Here is a 12,909-nt window from a genome sequence, read left to right on the forward strand (position 1 = left end):
AAACCATAGAAGCGCATTTGTCTACGCCATATTCAAGGGCCATTGAGAATTCACATCCGGTCCATTTCAGCAATTGCGACGCGTACTAGCGTCACGAAATCACTATGACTGCCCTTCGAGCGCGGCGTCGGGCACCGCGGAGTCAGCGGCCAGCGCTTCGAACAGCTTGCCCGCGACCTCGTGATTCCATACCACCACCGAGCCGGAGCTGTTACTGGTGAAGTCCCCGATCGGGACGGTCAGCGTGGTGGTAGATCCGTGCAGCGCCCAGCCCAGCCGGGCCAGGTCCCAGACGTGGTCGCCGTCGTCGACCGTGAGCGCGTCGGCCGCGGCGCGCGGCACGGCGTACCAGCGCCACGGGTTGAGCCACACCGACGGGCTGGCCGCGCGGTGCAGCAGTGCGCCGAGGAACTGCCGTTGGTTGACCATCCGGTCTAGATCCGCTCGGGGGGTGTCGCGGGTTCGAACGTATCCGAGCGCGTTGCGGCCGTTCAGCTGCTGGCAGCCGGCGGGCAGGTCGATACCGGCCAGCGGGTCGTTGATCGGTGCGGTCGGGCAGACCGTGATGCCGCCGAGGGCGTCCACCACGGCCGCGAATCCGCTGAACCCGATCTCGGCGTAGTGGTCGAGCCGTAGTCCGGTGGCTTGCTCGACTGTCTGGGCCAGCAGGGTGGCCCCGCCGATCGCGAAGGCGGAGTTGATCTTGTCCTTGCCGTGTCCGGGGATCGGCACGAACGAGTCGCGCGGCAGCGACACCATCGTCGTCGGATTGCTCGATCCCAGCGCGGGGATGTGGATCAGCAGGATCGTGTCGGTGCGACTGCTACCGACATCGCCTCCGGTGGCCAGGTTCTCCTGCTGTTCGGCCGACAGGCCTTGGCGACTGTCCGACCCGACGAGTAGCCAGTTGGTGCCGCGGCTGGATGCCGGCCGATCGGGGTAATTGGTCAGCACCGCCTTGCGATGCAGCGCCGTGTCCAACCACAAGCCGCCGCCCAGGACAACGGCGGCGGTCAGCAGCAAACCGGTCAGCAGCGTCGACGCGATCACCCGGCCCCAACGGCGCTTTTTGGGCTTGCGGTGCACGCCCGGCAGGTCCGACGGCGGCGCTGACCGGTCGCGTGGCCGCGCGCGCGATCGCGGCTTATCCCGCGGCGCGCCCGGGCCGGGGGTAGCCGTGCCGGTGGATGCCGGCGGCGAGAGCCGGGGGAGCGGCACCGTCTGGTCGGTAGCAGACGCTGGCGGATTGGCGTGGCGACGCAGCATCGGCGGTGGCTCGGGACGCGACTGCGGCGGGATCGGTCGCCCACGGTATTCGCGGTGTGCTGATCGATCGCCGTTCACGCGGCTAACTTACGTGCCCCGCGCGGTCCGCCCGGCGGGTGGCGCGCCCGGTTAGGGGCGGGCGCGCAAGCCGTTGATGAACGGGCAGCCCATCAGCACGCGAATGGCCTGGCTCAGCCCGGTCATGTCATCCACCGGCTTGTGAAACGGCAACCGGATGTCGTGGTCGTCGCCGTCGCCGCCTTCGACACGGAACCGCACCCCGTAGCGGTCCAGCCCCAGCGGGCGGACGTGTCCGCGCCGCAACGGCGCCGGCAACCGGGACACCAGGCGGGCGACGACGTCACCATGGGCCTTGTCCAGGTGCCACAGCAGGCTCGATTCGATCTCGCAGAATGGGTCGGGCCTCGCCGCGAGCAAGTCCCCGATGTTGACGGGTTCGGCGCCGGTGGCGTCGGTAACCACGACCGAGGCGACCTCGAGCCGCAGCAAGGTGTAGCGATCTTCGCCCGGGGAGGGCGGCAGGCATCTCGGCGTATCGACCTGCAGCAGCGCGGGATGCGGGCACTCGCTGGCGATCGCATCGAGCGTGGGGTTGATCTCGTTGGGCGGCACCTGGCGCAGGTGACCGCGAACCCACACCAGCGAACGCACCGGCTCGCGCAGCGGAAGCGGTGCGTAGTCGGTCAGCTCGAGCAGCGCCTGGGAGCCGCAGACCCGGTCATGGGCCGTGCAGTCGCGGGGAAGTGCGACCGCGAAGGATCCGTCGTGCAGCAGGTGGTGCACCGGCGTGGGCACCGGGTCCTCGCGCTCGACCGCAAGCAGGGCACCACCGGCGCGGGCACAGGCGCTGCGAATACGTTCGGCAGTCGTCGGCGCGGCGCTGGTCAGCGGTAACATCGTTCTCCTCGCTATCTTAGGTAAGCCTAAGTTAACTTAGATCGCAGAGCGAAGCAAGGCCGCTTTTTGATTGAGGCCACTAGGGTTGTCACCGTGGTCGGCATCACTTACCTCGGTCCCGAAGGGACCTTCACCGAGGCGGCGCTCTTGCAGATGATGTCCGCCGGCCTGATCCCCGACCAACAGCTGGGCCCGGTTCAGCGGACACCGATCGACAGCACGCCCGCGGCGCTGGAGGCGGTGCGTAACGGGGAGACGGACTACGCGTGCGTGCCGATCGAGAACTCGATCGACGGCACGGTGGTGCCGACATTGGACAGCCTTGCGAACGGCTCGCCGATGCAGATTTTCGCCGAGACGACGCTGGACGTGGCGTTCAGCATCGTGGTCCAACCGGGCCTTGGAAAAAAACTCGGCACCGACGACGTCAAGACGCTGGCGGCCTTTCCCGTCGCCGCCGCCCAGGTGCGCCGCTGGCTCGCGACGAACCTGCCTGCCGTCGAACTGCGCCCGGCGTACTCGAACGCCGACGCCGCGCGGCAGGTGGCCAAGGGCGAGGCCGACGCCGCGGTCACCTCACCGCTGGCGGCTACACACTGGAAGCTTGAGTCGCTGGCCGACGGCGTGGTCGACGAGCCCAACGCCCGGACCCGCTTCGTCTTGGTGGGCCGGCCCGGGCCGCCGCCGGTGCGCACCGGCGCCGATCGCACCTCGGTGGTGTTGCGGATCGAGAATGCGCCGGGCGCGCTGCTCGCCGCGCTGGGCGAATTCGGCATCCGCGACATCGACCTGACCCGCATCGAATCCCGGCCGACCCGCACCGAACTCGGTACCTATCAGTTCTTCGCCGACTGCGCGGGCCACATCGATGACGACGCCGTCGCCGAGGCACTCAAGGCGCTGCACCGTCGTTGTGTGGATGTGCGGTATTTGGGCTCCTGGCCGACGGGCTCGGCGACGGGCATCGGGCCACCACCACCGGACGAGGCGTCGCGCTGGCTGGCGCGGCTGCGGGAGGGCAAACCTGAGCAGGCCGATGCTTCCGGCGGGGGGATTTAAACGATGAGTGGTCGGTTGGTGCTGCTTCGGCACGGCCAATCCTTCGGCAATGTCGAACGGCGGCTGGACACCCGGCCGCCCGGGACGGATCTGACGCCGACCGGGCGCGACCAGGCCCGGGCGTTCGCACTCGAGGCCGGGCGGCCGGCGCTGCTCGCGCACTCGGTGGCCAACCGGGCGTCGCAGACGGCCGCGGTGATCGGGACTCAGGTCGACGTCGCGCCGCGCGAATTCGCCGGGATACACGAGGTACAGGTCGGCGAACTGGAGAACCGCAACGACGATGAGGCGGTCGCGGAGTTCAACGCCATCTACGAGCGCTGGCAGCACGGCGAACTCGACGTGCCGCTACCCGGCGGTGAAACCGCCAACGAGGTGCTGGACCGTTATGTGCCGGTGCTGACCGACTTGCGCCTGCGCTACCTCGACGACCACGCGTGGACCGGTGACATCGTGGTCGTCAGCCATGGCGCGGCGATCCGGCTGGTATCGGCGGTGCTCGCCGGAGTGGACGCCGGCTTCGCCCTGGACAACCATCTGGGCAATGCCGAGTCGGTGGTACTGGCCCCGATCACCGATGGGCGGTGGAGCTGTGTGCGGTGGGGAACCCTGACGCCGCCGTTCTACCCCGAACCGGAGGCGACGCCCGTCGCCGACGCGGTGCACTCGGGCACCGATCCCATGGGCTGATCAGACCGCCAGCGCCACCAATTCCGTGCAGGTGCAGCCGACGGCGTCGCAGTCGATGACGAACGTGTGCGCCAGCAGCTCGGGGCTGACGCAGTCCGGCTCGGTGCACTCCGAACGGCGCAGCGAGTGGCGAATGATGGTGCCGTGGCAGTGTTCCAGGCCTGCCCGGCAGTCGCGGCATTCTGCGCTCATAAGCCGTTCCTAGCACCAGGGGACGACAAATCCGCGCTGCCGCGCGGAGAAGATCGGCGTTTTCAGCCCCAGCCCAGTTCTTCCAGCCGGTCGTCGTCGATACCGAAATGGTGGGCGATTTCGTGGATCACGGTGATCGCCACTTCCTCGACGACATCGTCGTCGGCGTCGCAGATATCCAGCAGTGCCTCGCGGTAGATCGTGATGGCGTCCGGCAGCGATCCGCCGTAGTCGGAGTCGCGCTCGGTCAGCGCCACCCCTTCGTAGAGCCCCAGCAGTTCGGGCTCCTCGGGGTGACGATCCTGCACGAGGATGACGACGTTGTCCATCGCGGCGGCCAGCTGGGCGGGGATCAGATCGAGCGCGTCGGAGACCAGTTCGTCGAACCGCTGCGGATCCATCCGCACGGCCACCCGGCTAACCCGCCGGCGCCGGCTCGGCTGGGGCCGGCGGTGCGCCCGGTGGGGGCGCGTCCGGCATCGGCGGTGGGGCCTGGTTACCGGCCGGCGGTGCACCGTTGTCGGCCGGCGGCGCCGGAACATCTTGCGGCGCTTGGCTGGCCGGGGCCTGGGTGGTCGCCCGGGGCTGCGTCACGACCGGCTGCTGCTGCGGCAGGTGCTGATTGCCCGGCGGCATCTCCGGCGCAGAGTTGGACTGCTGCGGCGGGCTGGCCGGCGTCTGGACCGGAAGCTGCGGCATCGGCGGCATCGTGAGGCGCTCTTCGGGAATGTCGGGCGGCGGCACCGGGGCCATGCCGTTGATCAGCAGTTGACCCTTGGCGCTGTTGACCAGGGTGGCCCAGCCCCCGTTGCCCAGGGTGGCGCCGATGCTGCAGGCGACCTCGCGGCTCCCCGCAGACCAGCTCGGCAGCGCCACGGTCGGGTAGATCAGCGTCAACGTGGTGGTGCGCAGCTTGGTCGGTGCGAGATACGCGTCGGTCATCTTGGTGCAGGCGTCCTTGATGTAACCGTCCTGTTCGGGCTCGGCCGGCAGCGGGCCGGTGAACTTCTCGGCCAGGTTCACCGTGCCGGTGACCTCCATCGCGTGCGGCGCCTTGCAGTCGACCGGGACGTCGATGGGCTGGTTGGCGGTCGAGTCGATGCCCAGGCAGGTGCCGGCGGGCCACACCTTGGACTGGTCGACGTCGGCGACCTTGCCCTTGAAGGAGGCCTGTTCGTTGTTCGCGCCGGGCATCTGCAGGCCGCACAGCATGCGGCGCTCGCCGGACTGACGCCACGCCCGGTCACCCGCCCACAACAGGCTGACGCTGAATTTGCTGTTGGGGTCGTACTTGGGCCCGAGGTAGCGGCGCACCGCGGCTTCGCACTGCTCCTGGCTGATCTGCTGGATGCGAGCCGGCGACGGCGGGGCGGCGTTGGGGCCGTATTCCGAGCCGGGGAAGGTGCGCATGTCGATGGATTCGGCGACCTCGAACTTGTGGTCGTCGGTGCACTTGACGATGCTCGCGGATTCCGGCGTGACGTCCGGCCACATCAGGCAATCGCCGGTCTTGGCGCGGTTGAAGGCCGCATCGGTCTTAGCTCCGGTGCTGGGTACCGGATTGCTGTCGAGGTAGCCGGCAAGCCTGCCCTGCCCCGGGCCGCCGACCGGCAGCGCGGTTACCAGGCCGGCGATCAACAGCCCGCCGAGCGCGAACAGGAGCAGCGCCCGTCGGGTCGCGGTCGCCTGCAGGGTTCGCGGCAACTGGAAGCCCGCCGGCGGCTGCTTCGCCTCAGCGGCGGGCGGGCCGGGAGCGGCGACTTCCGTCTCGAGCGTGTCCGACATCGCCTCCCATTCTGACAGGACGCCCGGGCGAACGTGACAAACGTTACAGATGTGAGTCCTGGGGTTAGGCCTGCCGGGTGCTCCCGCGCGGCGGGTGCCGAGCCAAAAGTAATCTTGCGCCGTGATCGACCTCAAGCTGCTCCGGGAAGACCCCGACGCCGTGCGCCGCTCCCAACTCAGCCGCGGTGAGGATCCGGCGCTGGTCGACGCGCTGCTGACGGCCGACGCCGCCCGCCGGGCCGCGATCTCGACGGCCGACACGCTGCGCGCCGATCAGAAGGCCGCCAGCAAGAGCGTGGGCACGGCGTCGCCCGAGGAGCGCCCGGCGCTGTTGGCGCGCGCCAAGGAGCTCGCCGACGAGGTGAAGGCCGCCGAGGCCGCCCAGGCCGACGCGGAGACGACGTTCACCGCTGCCCACATGGCGATCTCGAACGTCGTCATCGACGGGGTGCCCGCGGGCGGGGAGGCCGACTTCGCGGTCCTCGACGTCGTCGGTGAGCCGCCGGCGATCGAGAACCCGAAGGATCACCTGGAGCTGGGCGAGTCGCTGGGTCTGATCGATATGCAGCGCGGCGCCAAGGTGTCCGGCTCGCGGTTCTACTTCCTGACCGGCAAGGGCGCGCTGTTGCAGCTCGGCCTGCTGCAGCTGGCGCTGCGGCTGGCCGTGGAGAACGGATTCGTCCCGATGATCCCGCCGGTGCTGGTCCGACCCGAGGTGATGGCGGGCACCGGATTCCTGGGCGCCCACGCCGACGAGATCTACCGGATCGAAGCCGACGACCTCTACCTGGTGGGCACCTCGGAGGTGCCGTTGGCGGGCTATCACTGGAACGAGATCCTCGACCTGTCCGGCGGCCCGCTGCGGTACGCGGGCTGGTCGTCGTGTTTCCGCCGCGAGGCGGGCAGCTACGGCAAGGACACCCGTGGCATCATCCGGGTGCATCAGTTCGACAAGGTCGAAGGTTTCGTCTACTGCACGCCCGACGAGGCGGAGGCCGAACACCAGCGGCTGCTGGGCTGGCAGCGCGAGATGCTGGCGCGCATCGAGGTGCCGTACCGGGTGATCGACGTCGCCGCGGGCGATCTCGGGTCGTCGGCGGCGCGCAAGTTCGACTGCGAGGCCTGGGTTCCCACCCAGCACACCTACCGCGAGCTGACGTCGACGTCGAACTGCACCACGTTCCAGGCGCGCCGGCTGGCCACCCGCTACCGCGACGCGGGGGGCAAGCCGCAGATCGCGGCCACACTCAACGGCACGCTGGGTACCACCCGCTGGCTGGTGTCCATTCTGGAGAACCACCAGCGGCCCGACGGCACCGTGCGGGTGCCCGCGGCGTTGGTGCCGTTCGTCGGGACCGAGGTGCTGGAGCCGTAGGCGTGCCGCGCCGTTTCGAGACTGCGCCCAGTGCGAGCTGCTCGCTGAAAAGCCCGCCGTCAGAGCGGAATCGAAGCCGTGGGTGCAGACTCGCCGGCAGCTAGGGCGTGACCGACTCAGGCGTTGACGGTCGCGCGCTCCTGTTCGTGGCGGCGCTGCCGTTCCATCGTCGCGAAGTAGAACGCGAACGCGAACGCGAAGCTGGTGAACAGGCTGGACACGAAGTACAGCCAGGGGCGCTTATAGCCGCGACGATAACCGTCCACGATGGTAAAGATCGGCAGCAGAACGACATTGGCGATCGTGTAGTCCTGGCTGGCCGAGCTGGCCGCGGGGTTGGTGAACATCAGCTTGATGTATTCGGCCCAGCTGCCGTGTTCACCCCACAGCGGATTGGTGGATCCGTGCGAGTACTCCGCCACGTAGGTGATGTTGAAGTACCAGCCGAGCGCGACCGACGCGATCCCGACGACGTAGTAGACGATTTCCATCGGAGAGAAGAATCCGCCGCCGGCAGGCCGGGCGAAGACCGCCGAGTTCGACCTGACGATCCAGATGATGACCGCGAGTCCGAGTACCGCGTGGGTGATGAGGGAGACCATGGGCGCAGTCTCACCCCCGCCGCGAAGTTTTGTCAAGATTGACACAACTAGCGGCATAACAGTGCCAAAGTCTTGGTACCTTACTGAAATGGTTCGGCCCGCCCAGACGGCACGCAGCGAGCGCACTCGCGATGCGTTGCGGCAGGCCGCGGTGGTGCGATTCCTGGCCCAGGGCGTGGAAGACACCTCGGCCGAACAGATCGCCGCCGACGCCGGGGTATCGCTGCGCACGTTCTATCGGCACTTCACGTCCAAGCACGATTTGCTCTTCGCGGACTACACCGGGCTGCACTGGTTTCGGGCGGCCCTGGACGCCCGGCCGGCCGACGAGGCGATCATCGATTCGGTGCAGTCGGCCGTTTTCGCGTTCCCCTATGACGTCGACGCGGTGACCAAAATCGCCGCCCTGCGCCAGGACGAACTCGACCCCGGGCGCATCGTTCGGCACATCCGGGAGGTCCAGGCCGACTTCGCCGATGCCATTGGGGCGCAACTACAACGGCGTAGCGGCGGGACCAACGGCAGCGCGCATCCGACGGTGGACCAACAGGTGCGCACCGCGGTGACCGCACGGTGCATCGCGGCCGCGGTGTTCGGCGCGATGGAGGTCTGGATGGAGAGCGACGACCGGTCGCTGGGCGAACTGGCGCGGCTGTGCCATGCGGCGCTGGAGTCGCTGCGCGCGGGAATCACCGACTCCTGGAGCTCGGCGACCGCGCGGCGAGTTTCGTCATAATTGACAAAACTTTGCGGCCGTGCGAGCCTCCTTCCCGGAGGGCAGGCATATGACTGACTATGACGCGATCGTTATCGGTGCAGGGCACAACGGGCTCACTGCGGCCGTGCTACTGCAAAAGGCGGGACTGCGCACGCTGTGCCTGGACCCCAAGCTCTACGCGGGCGGCATGGCGTCCACCGTCGAGCTGTTCGACGGGTACCAGTTCGAGATCGCCGGTTCGGTGCTGTTCCCGACGTCGTCCGAGGTGGTCCGCGAGCTGGGCCTGGACGCCATGCCGACGATCGACCTGGATGTGATGTCGGTGGCAGTGCGTGGTGTCGGCGACGATCCGCTGATCCAGTACAGCGATCCGATCAAGCTGTTCACCCATCTCAACGAGGTGCACGGGGCGGAGGCCGTCAACGGAATGGCGGGGTTGATGGGCTGGGCTCAAGCGCCGTGCCGCGCGTTGGGCCGATTCGAAGCCGGGACGCCGCCCAAGAGTATCGACGAGATGTATGCCTGTGCCACAAACGAATTCGAGCGTTCAGCGATCGACGACATACTGTTCGGATCGGTCACCGACGTGCTGGACCGCTACCTGCCCGACCGCGAGAAGTTCGGCGCGATCCGCGGCTCGATGACCGTGCTGGCTGTCAACACGCTCTACCGCGGGCCGTCCACGCCCGGAAGTGCTGCCGCGCTCGCCTTCGGGCTCGGCGTTCCCGAAGGGGACACCATGCAGATGAAGAAGCTGCGCGGGGGCATCGGCGCACTGACCGCCCATCTGCGCGAGGTGTTCGAGAGCCACGGCGGCGAAGTGCGGTTGCGGACCAAGGTGACCGACATTCTGGTCGCCAACGGACAAGTGACCGGCGTACGCACCGAGGCGGGGGAGACGTTCAGCGCCCCGATCGTCGTGTCGGGCGTCGCGCCGGACGTCACCCTCAACGAAATGATCGATCCCGCCGAGTTGCCCGCCGATATCCGGGAACGCTATGCGCGCATCGATCACCGCGGCAGCTACTTGCAGATGCACTTCGCGCTGGACGAGGCCCCCGAATTCGCGGCGCCCTACGAGATGCTCAACGACCGCGCCATGCAGGCCTCCATCGGGTTGTTCTGCACGCCGGAAGAAGTCCAGCAGCAGTGGGAGGACGCCCGGCGTGGCATCGTTCCGGCCGACCCGACGGTCGTGTTGCAGATCCCGTCGCAGAACGACCCGGACCTGGCGCCGGACGGCAAACACGCCGCTTCGGCTTTCGCGTTGTTCTTCCCGATCGAGGGTGACGTGGATTACGGGCAGGCGAAGGTCGAGATGGGTCAGCGGGTGATCGACAAGATCACCCGGCTCGCACCGAATTTCGAGCGCAGCATCATCCGGCACACCACCTTCACGCCCAAGCACATGGGGGTGATGTTCGGCGCCCCCGGCGGCGACTACTGCCACGGCCTGTTGAACGCGAACCAGATCGGTCCCAACCGGCCGGGTCCGAGAGGCTTTCTCGGCCAACCGATCCCGATCAAGGGCCTGTACCTGGGCAGTGCGGGCTGTCACGGCGGACCCGGGATCACCTTCACCCCCGGCTACAACGCCGCGCATGCGGCGCTCGAAGACCGCTAGCCGGTCCGGGCCAGCAACTCGTCGAGCAGGGCGACGAATTCGTCCGGGCGCGCCGGTGTGAACGCGGGGTTCGGCCGGGCGCGGATGTCCAGGGTGATCAGCGTCGACCGCAGTGGTCGTTGCACGTCCAGCGGCAGCCAATAGCGCGGGTCGGTACCGCCCCACAGGGTGAACCGCGCCGTGAACCAGCCCAACGGCTGGGATTTGTAAGCGCGGATCGAGTTCAGTGCGATGATCTTCGAGGTGCCATCCGGAAAGTGGTAGCGCCGCAACGTGATCGCGGCCCGGTCCAGCTGCACCAGGCCGTCGTCGTAGGTGTCGGTCATACCCGGCGGCTCCGCAGCTCGTGACCGCGGGTGGTCAGGCAGCGGCCGTTGTCGAGCCGCCACTGCCAGCCATGCAGATTACAGGTGAGGGTGTCGCCCTCGATCACACCGAATTTCGACAGGTCGGCCTTGAGGTGGGGGCAGCGGCGCGCAATCTCCCAGCCGTCCATGGTGATCGACGCGGAGTCGTCGTGCGTTTCGGCGAACCAGCCGTCGGCGTAGGCGATGCGTTCGTCGGTCAGGCACTTGAAAAAGGTGTACAGGTATTCGTTGTAGCCACCGACCCGCCACGCCCGGAAACGCGTGGACAAGAAGATGGTGTTGACCCAGTCCGGTTCCCGATCGCGCAGCACGGTGCGCACCAACTCGGGGGCGATCGCAAAGCCGTAGCGGAACTTCTCATGCGCAATGCGTTCTCGGACAATCCGTTTCGGGAAGTCGAGGACCACCGTCTCCGAGCCGATCACCAGCTCGACCGGGTAGCCGATGCCGTCGCAGATCTCGTCGCTCTGCAGCATGATCGGCTCGAACAGTGCGCGCAGCGGTTCCAGCAGCGGCTCGCCGGCCGCGGGTGCCCAGCCGCCCCGCTCGGCGGCCAACACCGGGGCCATCCGCTCGGCGTAGTCGGCGATGTAGGCCGCCTTGCCCGTGGTGAAGATGGCTTCCACGTCGTCGTCGGGCAGCGGATGCTGTAGCGAATTCAGCGACCTGCCAGTGAAATCCGCGACGGACCCGGGGATCATCAGCAGGCCGCGATCGTGCCCGTGGCGGCGCATCTGGTCCAAGAACACCAGTTGGTCCGGAAAGATGTTGGCCGGGTCGCCGTGGTCGTCGTTGAGGTGGCGCAACTCGGGGTCCAAAAAGCAGGGCGGTCCCGCGGACGGCACCACCCAGGTCGCACCCACCTGCGCGATGTACTGGCGTGCGCGATCCATTTGGCGCTGCCGCTTCTGGGTACCGAACGATGCCTTGGCCCGGGCCGGCATGTCGTAGACCATCGGATACCAGATCGCCCCGGAATACTGCAGCAGGTGGACGTCGATATGCCCGAACTCGGTCGCCAGCATGTCCAGATCGACCGGGCGGGCGTCGTTCATGTTGAAAAGCGTTGTCTCGCCGTCGGACACGACCAGGGCTGAATCGCCGATCGGCCCGTCGGCGGGTGCCCGCAGCGCGACGACCATGACGTCCAGGTCGCCCTTGGGTCCGCCGAGGTGGTGCTTGACCGAGTCGGTGGTCTCGAAGAACCGGTGAAAACCTATTTCCTGCAGTTCATTTCGAAGGTCCGGCACGGGGAAGTCGGGCAACAGCACCACCGCGTCCTTGTTGACGTGATCACGCAGGAGGTTCGCGTCGAAGTGGTCCTTGTGCAGGTGTGAGACATACAGGTAGTCGCAGTCGCCGAGGCTGTCCCAGTCCAGTGCGGTGTTGTCCGGGAACGGGAACCATGACGCGAAGTAGGCCGGATTGACCCAGGGATCGCACAGAATGCTGCCCGCCCGGGTTTGGATCAGAAATCCGGCGTGGCCGACGCTCGTGACCTGCACAAATGCCTTTCGAATGGTTCTGTCGAATCGCTTCGAGCTTAGCGCGAGGTGCGCTCTGAGGTGGTATCGCAGGTTGGGTCTAGTGCTGCCACAGCCGCCGGTAATAGTCGATGCGCGCCGGGTCGGGCTCGACGCCATAGGCGGTGAAGAATTCGGACTCCCAATTCCGGCCGGGATAGTTCCAGCCCAGTGAGAGCGTCGCGACCGCCAGGTCGGCCCAGCGATCCGCCACCCCGAGGTGGCCGATGTCGACGTGACCGCAACAGCGGCCGCCGTCGTCGATCAGGGTGTTGGGTGCGCACGCGTCACCGTGGCAGACCACCAATCGATCGACCGGCGGGGGTTCGCCGACGCGCCTGCGACCGGCCGGGGGCAGGGCGGCCAGCCGACCGTCCGCCGACCATTCGAAAGGGCATGCGGCCGTCGGCAATCGGTCGTGCAATTCGCGCAGCCCGGCACCGATCGCGCGCACCGCCACCTCCGGGGCCGCCAGCCACCGTGGGTGCACCGCGGACAGTCCCGCCAGCCCGCGGGTGTGCAGCCAGGCGCGGTCGTCGTCGACCCCGAATCCGAGCACCTGCGGCACCGCCACGTACCGCGCCGCCCAGCGCAGTCGGCGCGCTTCGGCGGCGAAGCCGGTGCCGCCCGCGTTAGCTGTCTTGACGAATTCCGGGCCGGAATCGGCCCGGCCGAGCCGGAAGGTCACCCCGTTTTCTTCGTTCACCCAAACCGCACGTACCGGCCGGCCGGCGGCGAGGTAAGCGACGATCGCGGGCACCGGCGGCGGCGACGACGGGAAGCTCACGC

At 67.9% G+C, this 12,909-nt stretch carries 13 protein-coding genes and 1 pseudogene; 5 read left to right on the forward strand and 9 right to left on the reverse strand.

Translation table 11 applies throughout. The features are described from left to right. Nucleotides 1-102: 102 nt before the first annotated feature. Together ACAG21_RS18475 and ACAG21_RS18480 are read right to left on the reverse strand one after the other, a co-directional pair. Nucleotides 103-1,344 (reverse strand): LCP family protein, encoded by a 1,242-nt coding sequence (locus ACAG21_RS18475; protein WP_370497708.1) that lies wholly within the window; start codon nucleotides 1,342-1,344, stop codon nucleotides 103-105. Nucleotides 1,345-1,395: 51 nt separating this feature from the next. Continuing rightward, nucleotides 1,396-2,184, reverse strand: a complete 789-nt coding sequence (locus ACAG21_RS18480; RefSeq protein ID WP_370497709.1) for a DUF2470 domain-containing protein — start codon at nucleotides 2,182-2,184, stop codon at nucleotides 1,396-1,398. A 93-nt stretch (nucleotides 2,185-2,277) separates the two neighbouring features. On the opposite strand from ACAG21_RS18480, the gene pheA reads away from it, so the two are divergent. Beyond that, the gene (gene pheA, locus ACAG21_RS18485) at nucleotides 2,278-3,243 is read left to right on the forward strand and encodes a prephenate dehydratase (protein ID WP_370497710.1); all 966 of its coding nucleotides are present in this window, start codon (nucleotides 2,278-2,280) and stop codon (nucleotides 3,241-3,243) included. 3 nt (nucleotides 3,244-3,246) lie between these two features. Then, nucleotides 3,247-3,933: a histidine phosphatase family protein gene (locus tag ACAG21_RS18490; protein ID WP_370497711.1), complete on the forward strand. Its 687-nt coding sequence runs from the start codon at nucleotides 3,247-3,249 to the stop codon at nucleotides 3,931-3,933. Here ACAG21_RS18490 and ACAG21_RS18495 read toward each other — a convergent pair whose 3' ends face one another. The 3 genes and pseudogenes from ACAG21_RS18495 to ACAG21_RS18505 all read right to left on the reverse strand — a co-directional run bounded on the left by ACAG21_RS18495 (nucleotide 3,934) and on the right by ACAG21_RS18505 (nucleotide 5,910). Further along, entirely contained in the window at nucleotides 3,934-4,125 is a 192-nt protein-coding gene (locus ACAG21_RS18495) for a hypothetical protein (protein ID WP_090597839.1), read from the reverse strand. Continuing rightward, nucleotides 4,122-4,538 (reverse strand): annotated as a pseudogene (locus ACAG21_RS18500) (metallopeptidase family protein). Before ACAG21_RS18500 ends, ACAG21_RS18495 begins: the two are co-directional and overlap by 4 nt. Nucleotides 4,539-4,542: 4 nt before the next feature. Then, nucleotides 4,543-5,910, reverse strand: a complete 1,368-nt coding sequence (locus tag ACAG21_RS18505) for a septum formation family protein (protein WP_370497712.1) — start codon at nucleotides 5,908-5,910, stop codon at nucleotides 4,543-4,545. Between the two features lie 121 nt (nucleotides 5,911-6,031). Here ACAG21_RS18505 and serS point away from each other — a divergent pair, with 121 nt between their 5' ends. Next, nucleotides 6,032-7,285: a serine--tRNA ligase gene (serS, locus tag ACAG21_RS18510; protein ID WP_370497713.1), complete on the forward strand. Its 1,254-nt coding sequence runs from the start codon at nucleotides 6,032-6,034 to the stop codon at nucleotides 7,283-7,285. Nucleotides 7,286-7,401: 116 nt separating this feature from the next. Here the strand turns inward: serS and ACAG21_RS18515 are convergent, their stop codons facing one another. Beyond that, complete coding sequence (locus tag ACAG21_RS18515) at nucleotides 7,402-7,887, reverse strand: DUF2834 domain-containing protein (protein WP_370497714.1); 486 nt, start codon at nucleotides 7,885-7,887, stop codon at nucleotides 7,402-7,404. Between the two features lie 88 nt (nucleotides 7,888-7,975). Here ACAG21_RS18515 and ACAG21_RS18520 point away from each other — a divergent pair, with 88 nt between their 5' ends. Together ACAG21_RS18520 and ACAG21_RS18525 are read left to right on the forward strand one after the other, a co-directional pair. Continuing rightward, nucleotides 7,976-8,623, forward strand: coding sequence for a TetR/AcrR family transcriptional regulator (locus tag ACAG21_RS18520; RefSeq protein WP_370497715.1), 648 nt, complete (start codon nucleotides 7,976-7,978; stop codon nucleotides 8,621-8,623). Nucleotides 8,624-8,672: 49 nt separating this feature from the next. Beyond that, nucleotides 8,673-10,229, forward strand: coding sequence for a phytoene desaturase family protein (locus ACAG21_RS18525; protein WP_370497716.1), 1,557 nt, complete (start codon nucleotides 8,673-8,675; stop codon nucleotides 10,227-10,229). On the opposite strand, the gene ACAG21_RS18530 is transcribed toward ACAG21_RS18525, so the two are convergent. From ACAG21_RS18530 to ACAG21_RS18540, 3 genes are all read right to left on the reverse strand, one after another. Then, nucleotides 10,226-10,555, reverse strand: a complete 330-nt coding sequence (locus tag ACAG21_RS18530; protein WP_370497717.1) for a hypothetical protein — start codon at nucleotides 10,553-10,555, stop codon at nucleotides 10,226-10,228. The genes ACAG21_RS18525 and ACAG21_RS18530 overlap by 4 nt on opposite strands. Next, nucleotides 10,552-12,102 (reverse strand): Rieske 2Fe-2S domain-containing protein, encoded by a 1,551-nt coding sequence (locus tag ACAG21_RS18535; protein ID WP_370497718.1) that lies wholly within the window; start codon nucleotides 12,100-12,102, stop codon nucleotides 10,552-10,554. Before ACAG21_RS18535 ends, ACAG21_RS18530 begins: the two co-directional genes overlap by 4 nt. 79 nt (nucleotides 12,103-12,181) lie before the next feature. Then, nucleotides 12,182-12,907: a phosphotransferase gene (locus ACAG21_RS18540; RefSeq protein ID WP_370497719.1), complete on the reverse strand. Its 726-nt coding sequence runs from the start codon at nucleotides 12,905-12,907 to the stop codon at nucleotides 12,182-12,184. Between the last annotated feature and the right edge of the window lie 2 nt (nucleotides 12,908-12,909).

The organism is Mycobacterium sp. pR1184, assembly GCF_041287235.1.
Lineage (GTDB): Bacteria > Actinomycetota > Actinomycetes > Mycobacteriales > Mycobacteriaceae > Mycobacterium.

Coding starts and splice junctions, on each gene's coding strand:
- ACAG21_RS18525 (WP_370497716.1), top strand. CDS start 8,673: ATGACTGACTATGACGCGATCGTTATCGGTGCAGGGCACAACGGGCTC.
- ACAG21_RS18490 (WP_370497711.1), top strand. CDS start 3,247: ATGAGTGGTCGGTTGGTGCTGCTTCGGCACGGCCAATCCTTCGGCAAT.
- ACAG21_RS18495 (WP_090597839.1), bottom strand. CDS start 4,125: ATGAGCGCAGAATGCCGCGACTGCCGGGCAGGCCTGGAACACTGCCAC.
- ACAG21_RS18530 (WP_370497717.1), bottom strand. CDS start 10,555: ATGACCGACACCTACGACGACGGCCTGGTGCAGCTGGACCGGGCCGCG.
- ACAG21_RS18515 (WP_370497714.1), bottom strand. CDS start 7,887: ATGGTCTCCCTCATCACCCACGCGGTACTCGGACTCGCGGTCATCATC.
- ACAG21_RS18505 (WP_370497712.1), bottom strand. CDS start 5,910: ATGTCGGACACGCTCGAGACGGAAGTCGCCGCTCCCGGCCCGCCCGCC.
- ACAG21_RS18480 (WP_370497709.1), bottom strand. CDS start 2,184: ATGTTACCGCTGACCAGCGCCGCGCCGACGACTGCCGAACGTATTCGC.
- ACAG21_RS18520 (WP_370497715.1), top strand. CDS start 7,976: ATGGTTCGGCCCGCCCAGACGGCACGCAGCGAGCGCACTCGCGATGCG.